The organism is Curtobacterium sp. MCLR17_034, assembly GCF_003234485.1.
GTDB classification, from domain to species: domain Bacteria; phylum Actinomycetota; class Actinomycetes; order Actinomycetales; family Microbacteriaceae; genus Curtobacterium; species Curtobacterium flaccumfaciens.
In genome coordinates, this window is the sequence record NZ_QKTH01000029.1 from 1 (window position 1) to 24,694 (window position 24,694).

Genomic DNA, 24,694 nt, shown 5'->3' on the forward strand with positions numbered 1-24,694 from the left:
GACCGCACCGGCCCCCGCCCGTGCAGCGCGTACTCCCCCACCATCCGCTCCTTGTAGACGGCCGGGTTGTGCGACGCCACCACCCGGGCGTTCCGCCAGTGCCGGTCCAGCCCACGCGTCCGGTCGGCCGCTGACGCCCCGCCGACCTCGAACAACTCGGACGCCGACCGCAGCACCCGCGGCCCGATCTCGACCTGCGCCTGGTACACGGCGTTCTCGGCCGCGTCGAGCAGCACGCGGTCGACACCGACCCCGGGCTCGTTCGTCGCGACGACCCCGTCGAGCAGCCCGGCGGCGGCGACGACGAGTGACCGGGCGGTGAACGCCCCGGCCGACAGCCGCCCGAGCACCGAGAGCACCTGCGGGTCCTCCCCCGGCACGGCCGCGTTGGCGTGGATGTACGTGCGGGTCCGTGGTCGCACGAAGGCCACGGCATCGTCCGACACGGCCTGCCCGATCCCGGCGAGGACCGCCAGCAGGTACAGCTGGTAGAAGGCCTGGATGTGCGACAGCGGAGCGTCCCGGTACGCCGACACCACCGACGGGTCGACCGAGACCCCGTCGAACACGGTCGTGCCGGACGCGGTCAACCGCTGGCCGAACCCGTCCCAGTCGTCGATGCTCGTCACGCCCGGCGCGGAGGCGTCGACGGCGAACGTCACGCGCTCCCCGTCACGGTCCGCCGCCAGGTAGATCCAGTCCGCGTAGAGCGTGCCGGTCGAGTAGAACTTCCGCCCGTCGAGGCGGAGGGAATCACCAGCCGGCGTCACCGTCGTCGAGATGTCGGCCAGGGTCGTCCCGGTCCGCTCCGAGGTCGCGTTCCCGACGATCGCTCCGTCGACGATGCGCTGGAGCCACTCGTCCCGGCCGGCGGACGACGGCCGCAGCAGCACCAGCTCGGTGTACCCGAAGTGTCCCCGCCACAGGTGCGCGATGTTCGAGTCCGCCGCCGCCAGGTCCGCCACCAGGTGCGCGAGTTCGACCAGCGTCACGCCGAAGCCCCCGCGGTCCTCCGGCACCCGCAGCCGCCCGAACCCCGCGTCGGCGAGCGCCCGGACCTCGGCGTGCGGCAGCGGCCGGTCGCCGGGCTTCCCGGACGCGAGCTCACGCTCGACCGCGCCGTCACGGATGGTCGCGAACACGGGCGCGAAGCGTTCGCGCAGGGTCGCCAGACGGTCGGCCGGGAGGCCCGTCACGGCTCCGTCGGTCATCATCGCGGCCGTCATGCGGGCACCTCCACCGCACGGGTCGCGTCGTCCGGGTGGGCCTCGGTCGCGCCGGCACCGCCCGAGAACGCCCCGCGCCACTGCCGGGCGGGGTGCGAGTCCGGCAGCTGTGCGTGGCCGAAGAGCTTCTCGCGCAGGGTGCCCTCGCGGTACTCGGACTGCATCAGTCCGCGCTCCTGCAGGGTCGGCGCGATGTGGTCGACGAACTCCTCGTACGAGCCGGGCAGCGTCCAGTTGATGACGTTGACGCCGTCGACGCCCACCCGCTGCCAGTCGGCGAGCTCGTCGGCGATCTGCTCCGGCGTGCCGACGACCCGGGCGCGGAGCTTCGCGGACAACCGGGCGAGGTCGGCGATGGTCGGTTCGCGGTCCCCGGCGGCCTCGCGGAGCCACTGCAGGTGCGACTGTCCGGCGCGGGTGCGGACCTCGGAGAGCGGGGTGTCCGGGTCGAGGGGCTCGCCGGTGTCCGGGTCGAAGCCGAGGTTCGAGTGCACCAGGAACCCGTCGGCGGCCAGGTACTCGTCGATCTCCGCTTCCTTGGCCTTCGCCTCGGCCTCGGTGGAGCCCGTGACGAAGGTCAGGCCGAGGAAGAACGCGATGTCGTCCCGCTGGCGGCCGGCGGCCTCGGCCAGGTCGCGGGTCTCGCGGATGAGCTGTTCGGTGGCGTCCCGGTTCGAGGTCAGGATGAACTGCGCCTCGGCGTTCCGTGCGGCGAAGGCACGGCCGGCCGGCGACGACCCGGCCTGGAACAGCACCGGGGTCCGCTGCGGCGACGGTGCCGACAGGTGCGGGCCCTGCACGTCGTAGCGCTTGCCGTGGTGGTCGATGCGGTGCACCCTGTCGGGGTCGGCGTAGCCACGGACCGGGTCCTTCAGCACGGCGCCGTCCTCCCACGAGCCCTCCCAGAGCTTCGCGCAGACCTCGAGGTACTCCTCGGCCCAGACGTAGCGCTCGTCGTGCTCCTCGAGCCGGTCGGCGCCGAAGTTCCGGGCGGCGCTGTCGAGGGCGCTCGTCACGACGTTCCAGCCGATGCGGCCCCGGGTGATGTGGTCGAGCGTGGAGACCTTGCGGGCGAAGTCGAACGGGTGCGCCTGGATGACGCTCGAGGTGAACGCGAGCCCGAGGTGCTCGGTCGACACGGCGAGCGCGGAGAGCAGCACGGAGGGGTCGTTCGAGGGGATCTGCAGCCCCTCGCGCAGGTTGGTCGAGTAGTCGCCGCGACCGGGTCCGTAGGTCCCGACGACGTCGGCGAAGAACATCGCGTCGAACTTGCCGCGCTCGAGGGTCCTCGCCAGGTCGGTCCACAGCGTCACGTCGTCGAAGTCCGCCTGCCGGGCGTCGGGGTGCCGCCACAGGCCGTGCTGGATGTGCGAGGTCGTGTTCATGACGAAGGCCGCGAAGCGCAGCGGGCGGTTCGGTGCATCGCTCATGCGTCCCATCGTGGTCGGCGGGCACCGCCCGACGACAGCGACGTGACCTCCCGTTACGCACGGTGTTCCCCGGGGCCATGGACACGACCATGCTCCTGAGGCATGCCGAGCCAGACCACCGTCACCGCGCCTCCAGGCCGTCCCGCCGCACCGTCGACCACCGCGACCCGTCGTCGGGTCGCCCTCGCGTCGTTCGTCGGGACGACCGTCGAGTACTACGACTTCTACCTCTACGCGACGGCCTCGGCGCTGGTGTTCGCTCCGACGTTCTTCCCGTCCGTGACGCCGGCCGTCGGGGTCATCGCGTCGTTCGCGACCTACGGCGTCGGGTTCGTGGCGCGGCCGCTCGGCGGGGTGATCGCCGGCCACCTGGGCGACCGGATCGGGCGGAAGAAGCTGCTCGTCGCGTCGCTGGTGCTGATGGGCATCGCGTCCACGTTGATCGGGGTCATCCCGTCCGCCGCGACCATCGGGGTCGGCGCCGTCGTGGCGCTCGTGTTCCTGCGGCTGCTGCAGGGCGTCGCGGCCGGTGCGGAGTGGGGCGGCTCGGCGCTGCTGTCCGTCGAACACGCGCCGGAACGGCACCGGGGGCTGTTCGGGGCGTTCACGCAGATGGGGTCGGCCGGTGGGATGCTCCTGGCGACCGGGGTCTTCACGCTCGTGCGGTCCCTGCTCGGCACCGAGGCGTTCCTGGCCTGGGGCTGGCGGCTGCCGTTCCTGTTCTCGGCGGTGATCGTGGCGGTCGGGCTCGTCATCCGGCTCGGTGTGCAGGACGCCCCGGTGTTCCAGGAGCTGCGCGCCTCCGGTGGGGTCGAGCGGTTCCCGGTGTGGCAGGCGATCCGGCAGCACCCGCGGTCGATCCTGGTGACGGCGGGCCTGCGCCTCGTGCAGCCGGCGCTGTACTCGATCCTGACGACGTACTCGCTGACCTACCTCGGCAACGTCCGGGGGCCATCGGGCTCGGACGCGGGGCTGCAGGCCGTGCTCGTGATCTCGGCGGTGTCGCTCGTGTCGACGCCGTTCTGGGGGTGGCTGTCGGACCGGGTCGGGCGGCGGGTGCTGACGATCTGGTCGGCGGTGGGCATCGCGGTGCTCATCTGGCCGTTCTTCGCGTTCCTCGACGCCGGGCCGCTCGTGCTGCTGCCGCTCGTGGCGCTGATCGGGATGTGCGTGTTCCACGACAGCATCTACGGGCCGCAGGCGGCGTGGTTCGCGGAGCAGTTCCCGACCGGGCGGCGGTACTCGGGGATGTCGCTCGGGTACCAGATCGGGTCGATCTTCTCGGTGGGGCTGACGCCGCTGCTGGCCGCGGTGTTCGTGCAGCTCGGGGGTGGCTCGCCATGGATCCTGTGCGGGTACCTCGGGGTGTACGCGGTGCTGACGATCGTGGCGGCGGTGTTCGCGGTGGATCCGCGGGCGGTGGCGCGGCGGGCTGACGTTTCGCGCTGGGCGACAGTTCTCGCCTTCCCGAGGCCGTGCGGTGTCGCTCAGCGCGAATCCTCGGTGCCGCCACGTGCCGCCGCGCGCCGCCATGTGCCGCCGCGCGGCGCCGCGGGCCCGCCCGGGCGCTACGTCGGCAGGACCACGTCGGCCAGGGCAGCCGGGTCCTCGGCGGCGATGAAGGCCTGCTCCTGCGCGGCCCAGCGGTCCCACTCGCGCGCGAAGACCTCGCCGTCGCGGCCGATCGCCCGGTCCCACCGCACGGCGTCGTCGGCCTCGAGCCACACCCGCAACGACGCCAGCGGTGCCGACGCCTGCGACAACGCCCCGCACCCCTCGACCACGATCGGCAGGTCGGGGTCCACCGACGCCCAGCCCGCGGGCGCATCGGCCGCCCAGTCCCAGCGTCGGTACCCGCTCGGCGCTCCGAGGACGTCGGTCACCACGGCATCGGCAGCCGCACGCAGGCCGTCCCACCCCGGGTACACGTCGTCCAGGTGCACGAGCTGCGCGCCGAGCTGCTCCGCGACCTGTGCTCCGAGGGTGGTCTTGCCAGTGCCGGACCGGCCGTCGATGAGCACGACGGCGCGCCGGCCCGTGGCACCGGCGACTCCGGCAGCAGCAGCGGCCAGACCGGGGGCGAGGTCACCGGCGGTCGTGGCCGTCGGGCCCGTCGTGGCCGTCGGGCCCGTCGGGCCCGTCGTGGCCGTCGGGCCCGCCGCGCCCGTCGTGCCCGTCGCGCCCGTCGCGCCGTCGCCGGCCGACGTCTCCGTCGGCCGGTCGGTGCCCGTCGTGCCGGCTGCGCGCTCCGTGTCAGGCACGCCACGTCCCCACGCTCACCGCGACCGCGATCGACACCGCACCGATGCCAACCAGCACCGCCACCATCGCCCACTCCGGCCCGGCGAACCGTGCGACCCGCGCCCAGGTCCGCCGTCCAGGAGCACCGAACCCCCGCGACTCCATCGCCACCGCCAACGTCGTCGCCCGGCGCAACGCGAGCACGAGCAGCGCGAACGCCATCGTCGCCCCGCGTCGCAGCCGTCCGGAGTCGGCCAGCCCTCGGGCACGTCGCGCCATCGCGAGCTGTCGCCAGTCGTCGACGAGCAAGGTCATCATCCGGACAGCGGCGAGCGCGCCGAGCACGAAACGCGCGGGCAGCCGGAGCACCTGCGCGAGCCCGTCGGCCAGGTCGGTCGGGTCGACCCGCACGAAGAGCGCGATGGCCGGCACCCCCACCGCGAGGACCCGGAGCGCGGTCGCCAACGCGAGCGTGAGCGACCCGTCGGTGACGTGTGCGAACCCGAGGTCGGACCACTCCCGACCCGAGGGTCTGCCGTACAGCGCGATGCTCGCCGCCGTCAGCGGCACCGCGAGGAGCACCGGTGCGAGTCGGAGCAGCAGGGTCCGGACCGGCAGGCGCAGGAGCGGCAGGAGTGCGAGTTCGAGCGCCAGGGCGACGGCGGCGGAGACGACGTCGAGGCTGAGCACCAGGCAGACGCCGAGGGCGAGCACACCGATCAGCGACGCGACCGGCTGGACACCGGGGATGCCGGTCGCGCGGGCCGGCAGCGGTCGTCGCACTGGGTTTGTCGCGTCGGTTCCGTCCACCGCGTCCGCCGCGTCCGTCCGGTCGGCCGTGTCGATCCGGTCTGGAGGCCCGGGGCGACTTCCGACTGTCGGCCCGGTCTCCGGGATGGTCGCGACCGACGGCACCTGGTCGCTCCTGACGGACCGGGCGCCGTCCGGCCCGAGCACGACCTCGTCGGCGTCGAGTGCCCGGACGAGATCGCGATCGTGGGTGACCGCCACCACCGCGATGCCGGCATCGGCGAGGGCCCCGAGCCGACCGACGACGGCCTGCCACGTGGCACGGTCCTGCCCGGAGGTCGGCTCGTCGAGCACGACGACCGGCGGCCTGGCCGCGATGACCGAGGCGATCGCGAGTCGTCGTTGTTCGCCCCCGGACAGCGTGAAGGGGTTGGCGTCGGCCAGGTGTGCGAGCCCGAACTCGTCGAGCAGCGCGGTGGCTCGTTCGGCGGCGTCCGGCGCATCGAGTGCTCGGGGTCCGGCCTCGATCTCCTCGCGGACGGAGCGGGCGACGAACTGGTGCTCGGGGTCCTGGAACACCGTGCCGATCCGGGCGGCGAGTTGACGGCTCGTCCAGGCGTGGGGCGCTGCGCCGATGCCGTCGGCGAGGGCGTCCGTGGCGTGGAGCTCACCGGCTGCCGGTGGGAGCAAGCCCGCGAGGGTCAGCCCGAGCGTCGACTTGCCGACGCCGTTCGGTCCGGTGACGGCGAGGACCTGCCCGGCCCGGAGCCCGAGGTCGATGCCGTTCCCGACCGGTTGCTTCCCCCGTGCCGTGCCGAGCCCCCGGGCGTCGAGCAGTACCGCTGTCCCCTGGTCACGCTCCCCCGCGCCGACCCCCTCGCCAGGTTCCCCCTCGCCGAGCGGGCGGAATGCCGCGGTCGGCCCGCCGGACGCCCCGGGCATTTCGCCCGCTCGTCCCGCCGACGTCATCTCCCGCGCTCCCTCGCCGGGCTCCCCCTCGCCGAGCGGGCGGAATGCCGCGGTCGGCCCGCCGGACGCCCCGGGCATTTCGCCCGCTCGTCCGGCCGAACGCCGCAGCCGCCGCGCCGCACCACGCGCCGGCTCGGCACCGGGCACCCAGACCCCGGCCGCCGTGAGCGCCTCGCCGTGGTCCGCCAGCACCCGGGCCGGCGGGCCGTCAGCGACCACGCCGCCGCCCGGTTCGAGCAGCACGAGCCGATCGACCAGGTCCAGCCAGGTGCCGATCCGGTGCTCCACCACGAGCAGCGTCGCGCCGGTCTCGTCGAGCAGTGCCCGGACGGCGTCGTGCACCTGCGCCACGCCGTCCGGGTCGAGGTTGGCGCAGGGTTCGTCGAGCACGAGCGCGCCCGGCCGCATCGCGAGCACGCCCGCGAGCGCCAACCGCTGCCGCTGCCCACCGGACAGCTGCGCGGTGGAGCGGTCGAGCGGCAGGTCGAGGCCGACGACGTCGAGCGCCGTCCGCACCCGGTCCCAGGTCTCGTCGCGGGGGACGCCTGCGTTCTCGCAGCCGAAGGCCACGTCGTCGCCGACCCGGGACATCACCGTGTGTGCCTCGGGGTCCTGCATGACGAGACCGACACGCCCGCGGACCGCGCGGGGGTCGGCCTCGTCGACCAGGAGTGTCCCCTGCACCGAAGCAGCGGTGTCGTCCGAGGCGTCGGGCTCGTCGGGGAGCACGCCGGCGACGGCTCGCAGGAGGGTCGACTTGCCGGCACCGGACGGCCCGACGACGGCGACCCGCTCCCCCGGCGAGACGGTCAGGTCGACGTCACGGACGGCCCAGGCGTCGCGCTCCGGGTACCGCCAGCCCCAGCCACGGAACACGATGCGCGCCCCGCGGACGCCGGCACTTGCGCCGGCGTCGCCGCCGGTGGAAGGGGACGTCGCCGACGGAGCGGGCACGGTCACACCAGGGCGCGGGGTTCGCGACGGCTGTGCTCGCGGCCGGCCGCGAAGGACGACAGCACCCCGGTGCGGGCGAGAGCCCGGACGATGAGCCACGATCCCGCCCCCGCGATCACGGCACCCGAGACGACCGCACAGATCACGTAGACGACCTTGAAGGCGACGTCGAGCCCCGGGTACCAGAGGACGGTGTCGTTGATGCCGAGCGCGAGTCCGGCCGCGGCACCGGCGAGCACGACGACCGGCAGGCGGTAGACGCGGTACAGGAACAGCGCGAGGATGATCTCGGCGCCGAGACCCTGGACGAGTCCGGCCTCGAGCGTGAGCCATCCCCACTGGGTGCCGAACAACGCCTCGACCGAGGCGGCGACCATCTCGCCGTAGAGCGCGGCGCCGGGCTTGCGGACGACGATCGCGACGATCGGGCCGGCGAGCAGCCAGACCCCGCCGAACAGGGCCTTGGTGCCGGGGAGCACGAGGTCCATGACGGCGCTGATGGGTTCGTAGCCGAACTCCCAGAGCCGGAAGACGACTCCGAGGGCCACCGCGAGGACACTCGCGACGACGATGTCGACGACCCGCCAACGCAGCGATCGCCGCGGAGCGGTGGTGACGGTTGTGGACGTGCCTGAAGGCATGCTGCTGACTCCTCCCTGCGCCGGCATGATCCGGATCAGGTTCGACGGTCGGAGCGCCGATCGCTCCCTCTCAGCCCGGCGGTCCCGGACTCCCGTGTGTGTGCCAGCAGTCTAGACGCGGTCGCGACCGCGTGACGGACGGGAGGCCCGTGGCGGCGTCGCCACGGGCCTCCCGTCCGTCAGGTGGTCACTTCTTGAGCGCGCGCACCAGCTTGCGGAGGACACGCCCGGCCACCCACACGAAGGGGATGCCGACGACGATCAGCGAGATCGGGTTCGGCTCGAACACGAGGTCCTTGCCCGGGCGGCGGACGTAGGCGCCGACGGGGGCCGACAGGCCGCCGCCACCGCCGCCACCGTTCTCGTCGTCCCCGCCGCCTCCGAAGCCGAACCAGCTGACGGACACGGGGATGAGGGTCTGGTCGCCGACCTCGACGGGTTCTCCGTAGTTCGTGGAGACCCCGAGCGGGCGGACCTGGTCTGCGATCTTCGAGACGATGTTGGCCATGCGCGCGACGCTACTCGTCCGTTCCTCCACAGGCCGCGGGGCGCAGTGGGCATCCACAGCTGGGGCTTGTCTGCGGACGCGGACGAGCGCCGCCGATATGTTGGCCGGACCCACACCTGGAGGACCGTTTGCACACCTGGCCCGGAAACCCGTACCCGCTCGGGGCGACCTACGACGGGAGCGGCACGAACTTCGCGCTGTTCTCCGAGGTCGCCGAGCGCGTCGAACTCTGTCTGTTCGATTCCGACGGCAACGAAGAATGCGTCCGCCTGCTCGAGGTGGACGCCTACGTCTGGCACGCGTACCTCCCCAACATCGGCCCCGGGCAGCAGTACGGCTTCCGCGTGCACGGCCCGTACGACCCGGACTCCGGCGCGCGCTGCAACCCGTCGAAGCTCCTGCTCGACCCGTACGCCAAGGCGACCAGCGGCGAGATCGACTGGGACCAGTCGCTCTTCTCGTACACGTTCGGGGACCCGGACTCGACCAACGACGAGGACTCCGCGTCGCACATGATGAAGGGCGTCGTGATCAACCCCTTCTTCGACTGGCAGGGGGACCGTCCGCCGCGCACGCCGTACGGCGAGACCGTCATCTACGAAGCGCACGTCAAGGGACTCACCGAGACCCACCCCGACGTGCCGGAAGAGCAGCGCGGCACCTACGCCGGCGTCGCCCACCCCGCGGTCATCGAGCACCTGCAGCGCCTCGGCGTCACCACACTCGAGCTCATGCCGGTGCACCAGTTCGTGAACGACTCGACCCTGCAGGAAAAGGGGCTGTCGAACTACTGGGGCTACAACACCATCGGCTTCTTCGCGCCGCACTCGGCGTACTCGTCGTCGGGCGACCAGGGCCAGCAGGTCCAGGAGTTCAAGACGATGGTGCGCGAGCTGCACCGCGCCGGCATCGAGGTCGTCCTCGACGTCGTCTACAACCACACCGCCGAGGGCAACCACCTCGGCCCGACGCTGTCGTTCCGCGGCATCGACAACGCGGCCTACTACCGCCTGGTCGACGACGACAAGAAGTTCTACATGGACTACACGGGCACGGGGAACTCGCTCAACGTCGGGCACCCGCACTCGCTGCAGCTCATCCTCGACTCGCTCCGCTACTGGGTGACCGAGATGCACGTCGACGGGTTCCGCTTCGACCTCGCCTCGGCGCTGGCCCGCGAGTTCTACGAGGTCGACCGGCTGTCGGCCTTCTTCGAACTGGTGCAGCAGGACCCGATCGTGTCGCAGGTCAAGCTCATCGCCGAGCCGTGGGACGTCGGCCCCGGTGGCTACCAGGTCGGCAACTTCCCGCCCCAGTGGTCCGAGTGGAACGGCAAGTACCGCGACACCGTCCGTGACTTCTGGCGCGGCGAATCGTCGACGCTCGGCGAGTTCGCCTCCCGGATCTCCGGCTCGGCCGACCTGTACGAGCACGACGGCCGCACGCCCAAGGCGAGCATCAACTTCATCACCGCGCACGACGGCTTCACGCTGTACGACCTGGTGGCCTACAACGAGAAGCACAACGAGGCCAACGGCGAGGACAACAACGACGGCGAGAGCCACAACCGGTCGTGGAACTCCGGCGCCGAGGGCCCGACCGACGACGAGTCCGTGAACGCCCTGCGGCTGCAGCGTCGCCGGAACTTCCTGGCGACCCTGCTCCTGAGCCAGGGTGTGCCGATGATCGCGCACGGCGACGAGCTCGGCCGGTCGCAGTCCGGCAACAACAACGTCTACGCGCAGGACTCCGAGCTCAGCTGGATCGACTGGGACAGCGCGGACGAAGACCTCATCCAGTTCACCGCCGACGTGGTGAAGCTGCGGCACGACCACCCCACGTTCCGCCGGACCCGGTACTTCAACGGCCGTCCGGTTCGTCGTGGCGAAGGCGAGCCGCTGCCCGACGTGGTCTGGCTGACCCCCTCGGGTGACGCCATGGACCCCGAGGACTGGGACTCCGGCTTCGGCAAGAGCGTCGGCATGTACCTGAACGGCGAGGGCATCCGCGGACGCGACGCCCGTGGTGAGCGCGTCACCGATGTCGGCTTCATCACGTACTTCAACGCCCACGACGACGTCGTGACGTTCACGCTCCCGCCCGAGGAGTACTCCCCCGGCTGGACCGTCCGGATCGACACCGCCGACCCCGGCGCCCGCGACGAGGTGCTCGACGCGGGCACCCCGCTCGACGTCCCCGCCCGGTCGATGATCGTGCTGCGTGCGGAGCCCGACCACGAGGTCACGAGCACCCCGGTCGACGCCGAGCAGGACGGCGCCCCCGAACCGGACGCCCCGCAGGACGCCGTCACCCCGGTGAACCCGGCCGGTTCCACCGCACCGAGCGGAACCGCCCGATGACCGCCGGAACGCCCGGCGCCGCGAACCGCGTCCCCGCGTCGACGTACCGGCTGCAGGTCTCGGCCGACTTCGACCTCGACGCTGCACGCGACCTGGTCGACTACGTGCACGACCTCGGCGCCGACTGGCTGTACCTGTCGCCGGTGCTGCAGGCCGAGTCCGGGTCGAACCACGGCTACGACGTGGTCGACCACACGCGGGTCGACACCGACCGCGGAGGCGACCAGGCGATGCGGGCGTTGGCCGAGGCCGCGCACGCCGTCGGCCTCGGGGTCATCGTCGACGTGGTGCCGAACCACGTCGGCGTCGCGACCCCCGAGTCGAACCCGTGGTGGTGGTCCCTGCTCGAACTCGGGCAGGGCTCGCCCGTGGCCTGGGCCTTCGACGTGGACTGGGAAGCCGGCGACGGCAGGCTCCGGGTCCCCGTGCTCGACGACCGGCTGCTCGACGCGATCACGCTGGACACGTCCGACGCCGAGCGTCCGGTGCTCCGCGTCGGCGAGACCGCCTACCCCACCGCACCCGGAACGGTGCACGACGGCGACACCGTCGAGACCGTCCACGACCGCCAGCACTACGCGTTCGTGCACTGGAAGCGCGCCGACCACGACCTGAACTACCGCCGGTTCTTCGCGGTGAACACCCTCGCGGCGATCCGGGTCGAGGAGCCCGAGGTCTTCGCAGCCTCGCACGGGGTCATCGGCGGCTGGTTCCGCGACGGACTCGTCGACGGACTGCGCATCGACCACCCGGACGGGCTGTACGACCCGGCGGGCTACCTGCAGGACCTGGCGGAGCTGACCGGTGGGGCCTACACCCTCGTCGAGAAGATCCTCGAGCCCGGCGAGCAGCTGCCGAGCTCGTGGCCGGTCGACGGCACCACCGGGTACGACGCCCTCGGGGTGCTCGACCGCGTGTTCATCGACCCCGCGGGTGAACAGGCGCTGACCGCGGCGTCGGGCGCCGAACCGACCGACTGGCAGCAGCTCACGCACGACACCCGACGGGGCATCGCGGACGGCATCCTCGGCAGCGAGGTCGAGCGGCTCGCACGCCTGCTCGCGCCGAGCGCCGTGACGGAGACGATCACGCACGAGCGGCTCGTCGACGCGGTCGCCGAGATCGTGGCCTCGTTCGACGTGTACCGCACGTACCTGCCCGAGGGCGCCCACCACCTCATCACCGCGCTCGAGCGTGCCGCCGAGGCCCGACCGGACCTCGACGACGTCATCGACCGGATCGCACCGGCACTCGTCGACCCGACGAACGCGGCGGCGGTCCGACTGCAGCAGACCAGCGGCATGGTGATGGCGAAGGGCGTCGAGGACACGGCGTTCTACCGCACCTCGCGCCTGTCGTCCCTGAGCGAGGTCGGCGGCGACCCGAGCGTCTTCGCGGTCTCGGTGGCGGACTTCCACCAGGCACAGCGCGAACGGCTCGGCAGCTGGCCGCACACCATGACGACGCTCACCACCCACGACACCAAGCGCAGCGAGGACACCCGCGCCCGCATCGCCGTGCTGGCCGAGCTCGGCGAGGAGTGGGCCGCCACGCTCGAGCGTCTGCAGTCGCTCGTGCCGTTGCAGGACCGTGTGTTCGCCGACCTGCTCTGGCAGGCGATCGTCGGCGCCCGGCCCGCCAGCCGGGAGCGTCTGCACGCCTACGCCGAGAAGGCCTCCCGCGAAGCCGGTGACAGCACCACCTGGACCGAGCCCGACGAGGCGTTCGAGCAGCAGATGCACGCGATCGTCGACGCCGCGTTCGACAACCCGGACGTGGTCGCCGTACTCGACGCCCTCGACGAGCAGATCGACGCCGCCGGGTGGTCGAACGGTCTCGCCCAGAAACTCGTCCAGCTCACCGCCCCGGGCGTCCCCGACGTCTACCAGGGCACCGAGTTCTGGGACCGCTCGCTCGTCGACCCCGACAACCGTCGTCCGGTCGACTACGCCGAGCGGCGCCACGTGCTCGCCGAACTCGACGGCCCGGACGACGACGGCCCCGAGGACCTGCCGGCCATCGGCATCGACGGTGCCGCGAAGCTCCTGGTCACGACCCGTGCACTGCGCATCCGTCGGGACCACCCGGAGCTGTTCACCCGGTACCTGGAGCTCGAGGCCACCGGCAGCGCGGCCGACCACGTCATCGCGTTCGACCGCGGCGGTGCCGTGACGATCGCGACGCGTCTGCCGATCGGCCTCGACCGAGTCGGCGGCTGGGGCGACACGCTGGTGCACGCCGTCCCCGTCGAGCGCATCGACCTGCTCACCGGCCGACACGTCCCCGCCGACCGCGGGATCGCGCTGGCCGACCTGCTCACCACCTACCCGGTCGCGCTGCTCGTGCCCGCCGACGCGGTCGGTGCAGCCGGCCACGCCGACGCGGTGACCGCCGTGTCCGACGCGAGCGGTGCCTCCCGGCCCGCCGCCGACCGCACGACGGACGCCACCGAGACCGACGCGCAGGCCGAGATCGACATCCTGGAGGGTCACGCATGACCGCACCCGACCGTTACGCCGTCTGGGCGCCCGAGCCGGACCGGGTCCGGCTCGTCGTCGACGACGTCGAGCACCCGCTCACCAAGGGCGACGACGACTGGTGGTCCACCGACGCCGTGATGCCGGTCGTCGGCGCACGCTACGGGTTCCGCATCGGCGACGACGACGCGGTCCGACCGGACCCGCGCAGCCGCTACCAGCCCGAGGGCGTGCACGGCCCGTCCGAGGTCGTCGACCCCGCACGGTTCGCGTGGACCGACGAGTCGTGGACCGGACGCCCGGCCCGCGGCGCCGTGATCTACGAGATGCACATCGGCACCTACACGCCCGAGGGCACGCTCGACGCCGCCGCCCAGAAGCTGGACCACCTGGTCGAGCTCGGGGTCGAGTTCGTCGAGCTGCTCCCCGTCAACGCCGTGAACGGCGAGTGGAACTGGGGCTACGACGGTGTCGGCTGGTTCTCCGTGCACGCCCCGTACGGCGGCCCGGACGCCTACGACCGGTTCGTCGACACGGCGCACGCGCTGGGGCTCGGGGTCATCCAGGACGTCGTCTACAACCACCTCGGACCGAGCGGCAACTACCTGCCGCTGTACGGCCCGTACCTGCTGGCCGGGCTCGGCAACACCTGGGGTGACTCGGTGAACGTCGAGCACCCCGAGGTCCGTCGGTACGTGCTCGACAACGTGCGCATGTGGTTCCGCGACCACCACGTCGACGGGCTCCGGCTCGACGCCGTGCACGCGATCCGCGACACCACCCGCCCGCACGTGCTGGCGTCGATGGCCGACGAGACCGACGCCTACTCGTCCTTCATCGGTCGTCCGCTGTCGCTCATCGCGGAGTCCGACCTCAACGACCCGGTGATGTTCCGGCCGCGCGAGGCCGCCGGGTACGGCCTCGCCGGGCAGTGGTCGGACGACTTCCACCACGCCGTGCACGTGGCGCTCACCGGCGAGACGAACGGCTACTACGCCGACTTCGCTCCGCTGTCGGCGCTGGCGAAGGTGTTCGAGGACGGCTTCTTCCACGACGGCACGTGGTCGTCGTTCCGCGGCAAGCGGCACGGCCGGCCGATCGACCGCGGGACCTCCCCCGTGACGGCCCTGGTCGTCGCGAACCAGAACCACGACCAGATCGGCAACCGCGCCGCCGGCGACCGGCTCGCCGCGACGCTCGACGACGAGGGGCTCGTGATCGCCGCGGCCCTGACCCTGCTCGGGCCGTTCACGCCGATGCTGTTCATGGGCGAGGAGTTCGCGGCCTCGACGCCGTGGCAGTTCTTCACCTCGCACCCGGAGCCCGAGCTCGGCAAGGCCACCGCAGAAGGGCGCATCGCGGAGTTCGCCGAGCACGGGTGGGACGAGTCAGCGGTGCCGGATCCGCAGGACCCGACGACGTTCACCAACTCCAAGCTCGACTGGGCCGACGTCAGCTCGGAGCGGGGCGCGGCGATCCTGCGTGCCTACCGGGTGCTCATCGCCCTGCGGCGCACCGACCAGGCGTTCGTCGACCACCGCTACGAGGCGAACGCCGTCCGCTTCAGCGAGGACCGCCGCTGGCTCGTGCTCACGCGCGGGCTGCTCGGCCCCGACGTGGCGCCGGTGCACGTCGTGGTGAACTTCGCCGACGACGCAGCCGAGGTCCCGGTGCCCGACGCCGTGGGCGAAGAGCTCTACGGCTTCGGCGCGACAGAGGTCGATGCTGGCGTCGTCCGGTTCCGCGGCCGCGGCGTGGTCGTGCTGCGCTAGCCGACCGCGGGCTGCGCGAGCCACCCGCTGGCAGCACACACGAACGGCGACGAACCCACTGGGTCCGTCGCCGTTCGTGTGTTCAGGCGCTCGCGTGTCCCCGGCGTCAGCCCGCGTGGTCGGCCACCGCGTGCGCGTTCTTCCGCACGGACGGCAGCTTGCGGTGCTCCTTCACCAGGGAGCGGGTCTCGCGGATCCGGCGGTCGATGCCCCACTTCGTCACGAGCGCCAGGCTCTCGCGCACGATGTTGCCGCTCATCTTCGAGACGCCGAACTCCCGCTCGGTGAACGTGATCGGGGTCTCCACGACCCGCAGACCAGCCTCGAGGGCACGCCAGCACAGGTCCACCTGGAAGCAGTACCCCTTCGACGCGACCCCGGCGAGGTCGATCCGCTCGAACGCCCGCGACGTGAAGACCCGGAACCCGCCGGTCGCATCGCGCACCGCGATGCCCAGGGCGAGGCGGGTGTACAGGTTGCCCCCGCGGGAGAGCAGGAGCCGGTACCAGGGCCAGTTCTCGACCTTGCCGCCCTTGATCCACCGGGAGCCGAGCACCAGGTCGTTCGAGTCGGCGAGCTCGAGCATCCACGGCAGGTACTCGGGGTGGTGGGAGCCGTCAGCGTCCATCTCGACGAGCTTGGCGTAGCCGTGTTCCAGGCCCCACGCGAAGCCGGACAGGTACGCGCCGCCCAGGCCGTCCTTGACGGTGCGGTGCATGACGTGCACCCGACCGGTCTCGCGGGCGATCGCGTCCGCGATGTCGCCGGTGCCGTCGGGTGAGTTGTCGTCGACGACGAGCACGTGCACGGAGTCGTCGGTCGCGGCCAACGTGCGCTCGACGATCGGCCGGACGTTCTCGGCTTCGTCGTAGGTCGGGATGATGACCAGGGTCTCGCTCATGGTGCTCCTCGTGCTCGCAGTCGAATGTATCGCTGGCTTGGTGGGTCAATCCGACGAGAGGTCTGCGAACACGATCAGATTGTCCGTGTAGTGCCCGGTGGCGGTGTCGAACGTGCCGTCGCAGGTGATGAGTCGGAGTTGCGGGGTGGGGGTGGGGCCGTAGACGTCGCTCGTCGGGAACGCCGACTTGGCGGCGCGTTCGGAACGGTCGACGGTGAAGGTGCGGGTGGTGCCGTCGGACATCCGGACGTGGACCTCGTCGCCGGCGACCAGTTCGTCGAGCCGGAAGAACACCGCGGCGCTCGTCGGGCTGTCGACGTGACCGGCGATGACGGCGGGGCCGACCTCGCCGGGGACGATCCCGTCGCTGAACCAGCCCGCGCTGTCCCAGTCGACGGGCGGGTCGAGTTCTCCGGCAGCGCCGCGGTGCAGGTCCTCGAGCGAGGACCGCACGCCGATGGCCGGGATCGACACGCTGACCGGGGTAGCCGTCGAGCGGGCTTCGGGTGCGGCCGGGTCCTGGAACCCGTCGGTGCCGGAGCCCGAGGACGAGGACGAGGACGAGGACGAGGACGACGACGACGACTGCGACGGAGACGACGAGGACTGCGGCGGGGACGACGACGCGCCACCGCCGACGGTCGACGCGACCGCCACCCCGGCCACGCCCCCGACCACCACGACGGCGGCGACCACGGCACCGATCACCACGCCTCGGCGCCGGACGGCCGAGACGCGCCCGGCGCTCCGACGGCCGCTCACGAGCCGCCTCCAACGTCGCTGGCGCATCCCCCGAGCACGTCGGAGGTCAGCATGGTCGAACCGATGGCCAACCAGGCGTCTCCGTAGTAGGTCGGTGTGGTCGCCGCCGTGCGGTCGGCCCGCTCGAGGTCGGCGGCAGCCGCACGGGAGGAACCGGCGGCCTGCTCGGCCGCGGCCCGCGCGGTGTAGGCCAGCGCGTTCGTGTCCTGCGTCACCGGGGTGCCACCGAGGTCGAGCTGCGAGGCGAGGCGCGTCGTCCGTCCGAGCGTGGGCGCGAGCGCCGCCGCGAGCTCCCGGTCGGGCGCCGAACACGCCTCGGCGTACCGGAGCGGCGTCCGCATCGCGTCGTAGCCGTAGAGCACCTGCCCGTCGCCACCGACGGCCGGCATCGGGTCCACCGTTCCGTCGGCGTGCACCTGGGACCAGTCGCTGGGCAGGTCGGTGGCGTCCAGCACGGCGGCCGTCACGGCGCGGGAACCCCGGTTCAGCGCGTTCCAGCGGTCGTCCCCGGTGGCGTCCGCCAGCACCGAGAAGGCCGCGGGCGACGCGTACGACGTGTTGTAGCTGTAGGGCTCCTGATCCGCCCAGGGTCCGGGCAGCAGGATCGTGCCGAGGTCCGTCCGGGCCGTCTCGTGCTGGAGGATCGCCGCCGCGATGCGCTTGCCGGCGGCGGTGTACCGGTCGTCGTCCCAGGCCTTCCCCGCGAGCACGAGCGCCCGGGCTGCGTCGAGGTCGGCGTCGCTCGCGGACTGCTCGTCGGCGACGCCCTCGTCGGACGTCCACCGCCACGCCAGCAGGTCGTCGCCGGTGAGCAGGTGGTCCTTCGTCCACTCCCAGATCGCGTCGAAGCGCGCACGGTCGTCGTTCGCGTAGGCGATGAGCAAGCCGTACGCCTGCCCCTCGCTGACGGTGTCACCGCCCTGGTCGGTGCGGACGACGCGACCGCCCTCGACGTAGCGGTCCAGGAACGCCGACCGCAGCTGCTGCGGTGAGCGCGCCCCGTCGGGCGCGGTGGTCGAGGTCGGGGTCGCCGTGCCGCGATCGGCGGTCGTGGTGCTCGACGACCAGGGACGGACGGCGACGATCGCGACGACGACGGCGACGAGGACCGCCGCCACAGCGGCGACCGGTATCCAGGTCCTGCGGGTCATGCTGGCCTGCCTCTCCGGGGATGGTGGGGGGGGTCGAAGGGGAGGCGCGGATCACGTGGGCCGTTCAGCGCACGTGATCCGCGCCTCCAGTCCGGGGCGTCAGCGGAACAGCGAACGGAGCATCGCGACGGCCGCGTGGACCGCCTCGGTCACCGGTCGGTCGGCGGCTGCGCCGCCACCGCCGGTCTGCACGCCGCCGGACGGGGTGGCGGCGGTCGCCGCGGCGTCCGTCACGGGCACGACCGTCAGGTTGCCCTTGCTGTCGTCGAGGACGAACAGGGTCGAGACCGTGTTGCCGGCGAGGTCGACCTTGGCGGTGCCCCGCTGGCCGCTGCCGGAGACGTCGAGCGACCACTTGCCGGCGTCGACCGTTGCGTACTTGGTGGCGCTGCCGAAGGTGGCGTCCTCGGCGATCGGGGTGCCGTCGGAGGTCTGCACGTCGACGCGCTTCGCGGTGGTGGCGGCCTGGACGAGCCGGAGCTTCGCCTTGCCGTCGCCGGGCTGCTGCAGGTCGTCGGTGAACGCGGTCGTCTTGAGCCCGTCGTTCTTGCCGTAGGCGACGACGGTGCTGGCGTCGCCCTTCTGCACGGTGACGTCGGTGGAGATGACCGGGGTGGAACGCGGGGCGTGGGCGGCGCGCATCGAGAGGACGTAGGTGCCGACCGGCAGCTTCTTGTACGGGCTGACCTGGCCGTAGGTGACGTCGTCGAGTTCGAAGACGGTCTTGCCCCCGGCGAGGCTGGACAGTTCGACGTCGACGCCCTTCGTGTCCGGCGACAGGTGTCCGACGCGGAGCCAGCCCTGGTCGGCCGTCGCGGCGGAGGCGGTCTGCGGGGCGGCGAGCCCGACCGTCGCGGCGACGAGTGTGGCGGCGAGCGCTCCGACGACGACGGTGCGGCGGCGGTTCGTGGTGCGTGCGGTCATGATGGTGCTCCTTCGGGTCGAGGTGCGGTTGGCGTGCGGGTGTCGTGCGGGTGTCGTGTCGAGGTGCGGGCCGTGCGGGTCGTGCGGGTCGTGTGGGCCTCCGGACGAGCGGGCGGAATGCCGGGGTCCACGCCGGAGCCCTCCGGGCATTTCGCCCGCTCGTCCAGCGGGCGCTCTGCCCCGACGTGTTCGCGGGGAACGGTTCCGCGGCCGCCCCGGCGAGCGGGCGGAATGCCCGGGTCCACGCCGGAGCCCTCCAGGCATTTCGCCCGCTCGCGGAACGCCCGCTCGCCGGACGCCAGCTCGGCCAGCTCCCACTCGGCCGAGCGATCGGGGGTCACGAGGCGCTCGTCGCGGTCGTCGTCGGGTCGGCCGGGGCGTACGTCACCGTGAGCCGTGCTCCCTCGCGCTCGACCGAGTCCGGCCGGAACGCCTGGGACATGGCGTCGAAGGTCCGAGCGACCCGTGCTGCCGAGGCGTCGTCGCTCGTGTGCAGGACGACGGTGCGGAACGGCTGGCCGGTCTCCCCGGTGCGCGGGGTGAACCGGTCGACCCGCACGTCCTGGTCGGCGAGCACCTGGCCGAGCGCGATCATCGCCCGCGAGTCGACCTGTCCGGCGCGGAACTGCGACTTCGTGCCGTCGTCCGCACGCAGGGCCGGGTTCGAGGCGAGCTCGGTCCCCAGGGTCTTCCGGACGTCGGTGGCCCGGGTGATCGCGGTCTCGGCGGCACTGGCTCCCTCGGCGTGGATCCGGCGGACCTCGACCTGCTGGTCACCGGTGCCGAAGGTCGCGACGGCGGTGGAGTTCTCGATCGCCTGCCGCACGTCGGTGGACGAGTTGCCGCCGGTGCGCATGGAGTCCGTCGTGATGACGTAGTCCGAGTCCTTCCAGCCGTTCGGGGACTGCCGTTCCACCGCTCCGTCGGTGTCGAGCTTGTAGTACCAGACGACGTTGTTCCGGGCGAAGCCATCGTCCACCAGGTCGACCCACATGGCGTCGTCGACCAGGAGACGCGAGGACTTCGGCACGTTGTCGCCCACCCACTGCTCGGCCTGCTGCATGGGCAGGTCGAGGTTGCCGAGCAGGAACCCGCGCAGCTGCGTCCCCCACAGCGGCACCGCGACGACGAGCGCCGCAGCCGTGACGACTGCCCAGGTGATGCCGAGGCCGCGCCGTGCCCTCGGGCCGAACCGGCTCCGGGTGTGGACCCGACCGGCGATCGTCAGGACGGCACGCTCGGCGGTGTACGCGACGAGGAGCGCCGCGAACGGGATGAGCATGATGACGTACGGCACCGGCAGGTACCCGTTCGGCCGGAACATCACCGCGAGCAGGAACACGAGCATCGCGGCGATCGGTCGGACCCGGCGCAGGAACAGCCCGACGACGGCGGCGACCGAGCCGAGCACGATGAACACCGGGTCGAGTGCCCACCACTGCGCGGCGGCCTCGTTCGCCAGGCTGCCCCCGTCGAACACCGATCCGGAAGCGGTCCGCGACCCGAGCTGGTAGGTGACGCCCTCCCACAGGCTGACCCGCCCGGCGCCCGGCACGAGTTCGCCCTTCACCGCGGCGAGCATCAGGTACCCACCGCCGATCAGCACGAGCACGGCCCCGGCGACGCTGAGCGTGTACCGGCGGGTGCTCTTGTCGGCGCGACGCACGGCCATCCAGATGAGGAACGGCAGCGCGAGCAGGTAGGTCTCCTTGGACAGCACGGCGATGCCGAGGCAGGCAGCGGCACCGGCGAACCCGGCGAGCTGCTGGCGACGGCTCAGCACGAGGACGAACGCGGCGAGCAGCCAGGGCGTCGCGACGTTGTCGATGTACACGGTGCGGTGGTACTGCAGCGCGAGCGGTGACAGCGCGAAGACGAGTCCGGCCGCGGCCGCCGTGATCCGTCCGACGCCGAGCCGTCGGGCCAGGACGAACAGCAGGATGCTCGAGACGGCGGAGAAGAACACCATGGCCTCGCGCCCGGCCTCCACCGCGAAGGGGTACCGTGCGAACGCCCCGGTCAGTCCGGTGTACCCGGCGATCTGGATCCATCCGAGCGGCGGGTGGTCGTACCAGTACGTGTAGTGGGTGAGCTCGCCGAGGTTCGTGATCGCCCACGCCTGGGCGGTGTACGTCCCCTCGTCGTCGATGCGCTGCGGTGTGCCCGACATGTTCCAGGCCTGGACGAGCACGGTCACCGCGACGACGGGCAGCAACCACGTCAGGCTGGCGGCGTGCCGGCGGAACCACGCGCCGATGCCGGTGCGGTGGGCGGTGGAGCCACCACGGATCGGGATGCCCGTGGTGTCGGTGATGCTGGCGGTCATCGGGTGCCTCCCGTGGTGGTGCCGGCGAACGCACGGTCGGACGACGCGGCACCCGATCCGTCGAGGTCCGAGGCGAAGCCGACCACCTGTCCGTTGCGGTGCTGGCCGGTGTGCTCGGTCTTCTCCCACCCGTTCTGGCCCTTGGCGTGCCGGACGACTGCCCGGACCGCCGCGGCGGCGAGGAACACCTGGTACGGCACCAGGCCGAGCACGAGTCGCACGTAGTCGCGGAGCCGGACCTTCTCGCCGTACAGGCGGCCGAACTCGTTCAGCCCGACGATCTCGACGGCGAGCAGCATCAGCGTCGGTGCGACCGGGATGAACGACACCAGGGCGATCGCCGTCGGCACCTTGACGAACAGGATCATCAGGACGCTCAGCGGGATGAGCAGCCCGGTGGCCGCCTGGATGAACGGCATCGTGAGCATGTAGCGGGCGAAGAACCGCTGCCGGAAGGACGGCAGCTTCTTCCACTCCCCCTTGCCCAGCACCTGCAGGAAGCCCTGGTTCCACCGCGTCCGCTGCTTGAGCAGCGAGGCGAAGGTCGGCGGGGTCTCCTCGCGGGTGACGGCCTCGGGGCTGTAGGCGACGACGACCTTCGCGCCGTCGGCGGAGAGCCGCACGCCGAGCTCGCAGTCCTCGGCGAGGCAGTGCGCGTCCCAGCCGTTCGACCACTCCAGGCGGGAGCGCGTCACGAAGACGGTGTTGCCTCCGAGCGGGATGAACTTGGACCCGGCGTGGAAGTGCAGGCGCGAGCGGAACCAGAAGTAGTACTCCAGGACGTTCCGGAGCGACCACCAGCTCGACGTGAAGTTCATCAGCTGGACGCCGCCCTGCACCACGTCGGCTTCGGTCTCCTGGAACCGCGAGTCGACGAGGGAGAGCAGCCGCGGGTAGACCTCGTCCTCGGCGTCGAACACCCCGACGATGTCACCCGTCGCGTGCTGGAGCGCCAGGTTCATCGCCTTCGGCTTGTTCTTCGGCAGGGTGTCGTCCACCACGACCTTGATCAGGGAGGGGTGCCGAGCCGCCGCGGCACGCACGACGGCGTCGGTCTCCGGGTCGTCCTCCCCGACGATCGCGATGATCTCGAAGTCGGGGTGGTCCTGGGTCGCGAGCATGTCGAGCGTCTGCCCCATCACGTCCTGCTCGTGCCGACCGGGCACCAGGAGCGTGAACCGGTGTGCCGCCGGCCGCGGGGTCTGGCTGAAGCTGGTGGACTTCAGCGCGTCCCGGGACCGCCAGGCGTGCAGCATCCACCAGAGGGTGGTCAACGCGATGATCGTGAGCAGCACGGAGAGGGCGATGAGGGTCGAGTAGCCGAGCCACTCGCCCAGCGACCAGGCGGCCTGTGGGAGCTGCCCCGAGCCTCCCGTCGGCACGTCCGTGGTCCCGCGGTTCGGGACGTCCCCGGTCGTGCCGGGGCGTTCGTCGGGCTGGAGCAGCGGCCCTGCGGCCGTCAGCAACACGGCTGAGATGGTCATTCGGGGAACCCCTTCGGACGTGTGTCGGTGGACCGGAAGACGAGGGCCTTGTACGCGGCGAACCGGAACGCGGTGCCGAGGACGAGGCCGACGCCGTTGCCGGCGACGTTGTCGGCGAGGGTGGACGTGAAGCCGAGGACGTAGTGCGAGACGAACAGGCAGGCAGCGGCGATGCCGAGACCGACGAGGTTCGTGGCAGCGAAGAGCAACCCCTCGCGGACGGTCTCGCGGCGGCCGGTCTGGCGCTGGGAACGGAAGGTGATGAAGCGGTTGCCGAGCCACGCGACCGAGGTCGCCACGATGGCCGACACGATCTTCGCGGCGATGGGACCGTCCGACATGACGGTGGCGCGGAGCAGGTTGTAGACACCCAGGTCGATGACGAAGCAGACGGCACCGATGGTGCCGAACGACGCGAGTTGCCTCGCGGTGGCGAGCAGGCGCGGGACCGTGCCAGGGCGCACGGTCCGCACCGCACCGGTGTCGGGTGACACCAGAACGGGGGTATGAGTTCGGGTCATGCCCCCGATTCGGGGGGCGTGGCTGGGTGGTTTGGGCGGGGTACGCGACTTGCCAGGCCTCTGCCAGATGCGCGACACATGCCGTTCATCTTGACGATCCGTCAGCTGCGGTGGTCAGGGGCGCGGGGACGACGGACGGGAGGCCCGGTGCCAGCTGGCACCGGGCCTCCCGTCCGTCGGTCGGTTGCGTCTACGCGGGGCGCGACGACGGGGACACGTTCTTGGACGCGTCCCGTTCCGGGATGTCGCCGAGTGCCTCGTCGATCGCCGCGAGGGCGTCCGCGTCGAGCTTGACGCCGGCGGCCTTCACGTTGTCGGTGACCTGCTGCGGACGCGAGGCGCCGACGATGGCGCTCGCGACGTTCTCGTTCTGCAGGGTCCACGCGATCGCGAGCTGTGCGAGCGTGAGGCCGGCCTGGTCGGCGACGGGCTGCAGGCGCTGCACGGCTTCGAGGACCTCGTCGCGCATGAACCGCTTGATCATGTCCGCGCCGCCCTTCTCGTCCGTGGCACGCGAACCCTCGGGCAGGGGCTGACCCGGCTTGTACTTGCCGGTCAGGACGCCCTGCGCGATGGGCGACCAGACGATCTGCGACAGGCCGAGCTGCTTCGAGGCGGGGACGACCTCGCCCTCGATGACCCGCCACAGCATCGAGTACTGCGGCTGGTTCGAGATGAGCTGGAAGCCGAGCTCCTTGGCCAGTGCGGCACCGGCGCGGATCTGCTCGGCGGACCACTCGCTGACGCCGATGTAGAGCGCCTTGCCCTGGCGGACGACGTCGGCGAAGGCCTGCATCGTCTCCTCGAGGGGGGTCTCGTAGTCGTAGCGGTGTGCCTGGTAGAGGTCGACGTAGTCGGTCTGCAGTCGCTCGAGCGAGCCGTCGATCGACTCCATGATGTGCTTGCGGCTGAGGCCGACGTCGTTGTGCCCCTTGGGGCCGGTCGGCCAGTAGACCTTCGTGAAGACCTCGAGCGACTGGCGCCGCTCGCCCTTGAGCGCCTCGCCGAGGACGGTCTCGGCGGCGGTGTTGGCGTACGTGTCCGCGGTGTCGAACGTGGTGATGCCGGCGTCGAGCGCTGCCCGCACGCACTGGGTGGCGACGTCGTTCTCGACCTGCGAGCCGTGCGTCAGCCAGTTGCCGTAGGTGATCTCGGAGATCTTGAGTCCGGAGTTGCCCAGGTACCTGAATTCCATGGTCCCGACGCTACTGGAGTGAGCGCGCACGTGAGGGGTCCCGCGAGTGCCTGTCGGGGTGGGTGTGGCGTGGGGGCGTGCGGTTGCTGTCTCTTATACACA

General features: G+C 71.9%; 17 protein-coding genes, 1 pseudogene and 1 riboswitch. Of the genes and pseudogenes, 4 read left to right on the top strand and 14 right to left on the bottom strand.

Annotation, left to right across the window (positions count from 1 at the left end):
• Together DEI98_RS17885 and DEI98_RS17890 are read right to left on the bottom strand one after the other, a co-directional pair.
• Positions 1-1,226, bottom strand: a 1,226-nt coding sequence (locus tag DEI98_RS17885; RefSeq protein WP_111101514.1) for an acyl-CoA dehydrogenase family protein, incomplete at its 3' end; no start/stop codon positions are given.
• Positions 1,223-2,656, bottom strand: a complete 1,434-nt coding sequence (locus tag DEI98_RS17890; protein WP_111101515.1) for an LLM class flavin-dependent oxidoreductase — start codon at positions 2,654-2,656, stop codon at positions 1,223-1,225. The genes DEI98_RS17885 and DEI98_RS17890, both read right to left, overlap by 4 nt.
• Before the next feature lie 102 nt (positions 2,657-2,758).
• Here DEI98_RS17890 and DEI98_RS17895 point away from each other — a divergent pair.
• Positions 2,759-4,024, top strand: a pseudogene (locus DEI98_RS17895) (MFS transporter); the annotation flags it as partial.
• Between the two features lie 200 nt (positions 4,025-4,224).
• On the opposite strand, the gene DEI98_RS17900 reads toward DEI98_RS17895, so the two are convergent.
• The 4 genes from DEI98_RS17900 to DEI98_RS17915 all read right to left on the bottom strand — a co-directional run bounded on the left by DEI98_RS17900 (position 4,225) and on the right by DEI98_RS17915 (position 8,719).
• Positions 4,225-4,917, bottom strand: coding sequence for an ATP-binding protein (locus DEI98_RS17900; RefSeq protein WP_258370937.1), 693 nt, complete (start codon positions 4,915-4,917; stop codon positions 4,225-4,227).
• Positions 4,910-7,570 carry an ATP-binding cassette domain-containing protein gene (locus tag DEI98_RS19025; RefSeq protein ID WP_220037092.1) on the bottom strand — a complete coding sequence of 887 codons (2,661 nt, stop codon included), beginning with the start codon at positions 7,568-7,570 and terminating at the stop codon, positions 4,910-4,912. Before DEI98_RS19025 ends, DEI98_RS17900 begins: the two co-directional genes overlap by 8 nt.
• Before the next feature lie 2 nt (positions 7,571-7,572).
• A complete protein-coding gene (locus DEI98_RS17910) occupies positions 7,573-8,211 on the bottom strand; it encodes an ECF transporter S component (RefSeq protein ID WP_110865637.1) in 639 nt (212 codons plus the stop codon).
• Positions 8,206-8,317: riboswitch (TPP riboswitch) on the bottom strand. (Overlaps the previous gene by 6 nt.)
• An 81-nt stretch (positions 8,318-8,398) precedes the next feature.
• A complete protein-coding gene (locus tag DEI98_RS17915; RefSeq protein ID WP_027464636.1) occupies positions 8,399-8,719 on the bottom strand; it encodes a hypothetical protein in 321 nt (106 codons plus the stop codon).
• A 128-nt stretch (positions 8,720-8,847) separates the two neighbouring features.
• Between DEI98_RS17915 and glgX the strand changes: the two genes are divergently transcribed.
• From glgX to treZ, 3 genes are read left to right on the top strand one after another with little or no spacing between them, the layout of a single operon-like run.
• Positions 8,848-11,079, top strand: a complete 2,232-nt coding sequence (gene glgX / locus DEI98_RS17920) for a glycogen debranching protein GlgX (RefSeq protein ID WP_111101517.1) — start codon at positions 8,848-8,850, stop codon at positions 11,077-11,079.
• Positions 11,076-13,577, top strand: a complete 2,502-nt coding sequence (gene treY / locus DEI98_RS17925) for a malto-oligosyltrehalose synthase (protein ID WP_111101518.1) — start codon at positions 11,076-11,078, stop codon at positions 13,575-13,577. The genes glgX and treY overlap by 4 nt, the downstream gene beginning before the upstream one ends.
• Positions 13,574-15,328, top strand: coding sequence for a malto-oligosyltrehalose trehalohydrolase (treZ, locus tag DEI98_RS17930; protein ID WP_111101519.1), 1,755 nt, complete (start codon positions 13,574-13,576; stop codon positions 15,326-15,328). Before treY ends, treZ begins: the two co-directional genes overlap by 4 nt.
• 106 nt (positions 15,329-15,434) lie before the next feature.
• Here treZ and DEI98_RS17935 read toward each other — a convergent pair whose 3' ends face one another.
• From DEI98_RS17935 to DEI98_RS17970, 8 genes are all read right to left on the bottom strand, one after another.
• Entirely contained in the window at positions 15,435-16,229 is a 795-nt protein-coding gene (locus DEI98_RS17935; RefSeq protein WP_111101520.1) for a polyprenol monophosphomannose synthase, read from the bottom strand.
• A gap of 45 nt (positions 16,230-16,274) precedes the next feature.
• Positions 16,275-16,991 (bottom strand): class F sortase, encoded by a 717-nt coding sequence (locus DEI98_RS17940; protein WP_181438085.1) that lies wholly within the window; start codon positions 16,989-16,991, stop codon positions 16,275-16,277.
• Positions 16,988-18,142, bottom strand: coding sequence for a glycosyl hydrolase family 8 (locus tag DEI98_RS17945; RefSeq protein ID WP_110865631.1), 1,155 nt, complete (start codon positions 18,140-18,142; stop codon positions 16,988-16,990). The genes DEI98_RS17940 and DEI98_RS17945 overlap by 4 nt, the downstream gene beginning before the upstream one ends.
• Before the next feature lie 99 nt (positions 18,143-18,241).
• On the bottom strand, positions 18,242-19,066 hold the full coding sequence (locus DEI98_RS17950) for a DUF4397 domain-containing protein (protein ID WP_181438086.1): 825 nt from the start codon (positions 19,064-19,066) through the stop codon (positions 18,242-18,244).
• 337 nt (positions 19,067-19,403) lie between these two features.
• The gene (locus tag DEI98_RS17955) at positions 19,404-21,392 is read right to left on the bottom strand and encodes a glycosyltransferase family 39 protein (protein WP_111101523.1); all 1,989 of its coding nucleotides are present in this window, start codon (positions 21,390-21,392) and stop codon (positions 19,404-19,406) included.
• Positions 21,389-22,876, bottom strand: a complete 1,488-nt coding sequence (locus DEI98_RS17960; protein WP_110865634.1) for a glycosyltransferase — start codon at positions 22,874-22,876, stop codon at positions 21,389-21,391. The genes DEI98_RS17955 and DEI98_RS17960 overlap by 4 nt, the downstream gene beginning before the upstream one ends.
• On the bottom strand, positions 22,873-23,370 hold the full coding sequence (locus tag DEI98_RS17965) for a GtrA family protein (protein WP_258320816.1): 498 nt from the start codon (positions 23,368-23,370) through the stop codon (positions 22,873-22,875). The genes DEI98_RS17960 and DEI98_RS17965 overlap by 4 nt, the downstream gene beginning before the upstream one ends.
• A 217-nt stretch (positions 23,371-23,587) precedes the next feature.
• Complete coding sequence (locus DEI98_RS17970; protein WP_071405490.1) at positions 23,588-24,592, bottom strand: aldo/keto reductase family protein; 1,005 nt, start codon at positions 24,590-24,592, stop codon at positions 23,588-23,590.
• Between the last annotated feature and the right edge of the window lie 102 nt (positions 24,593-24,694).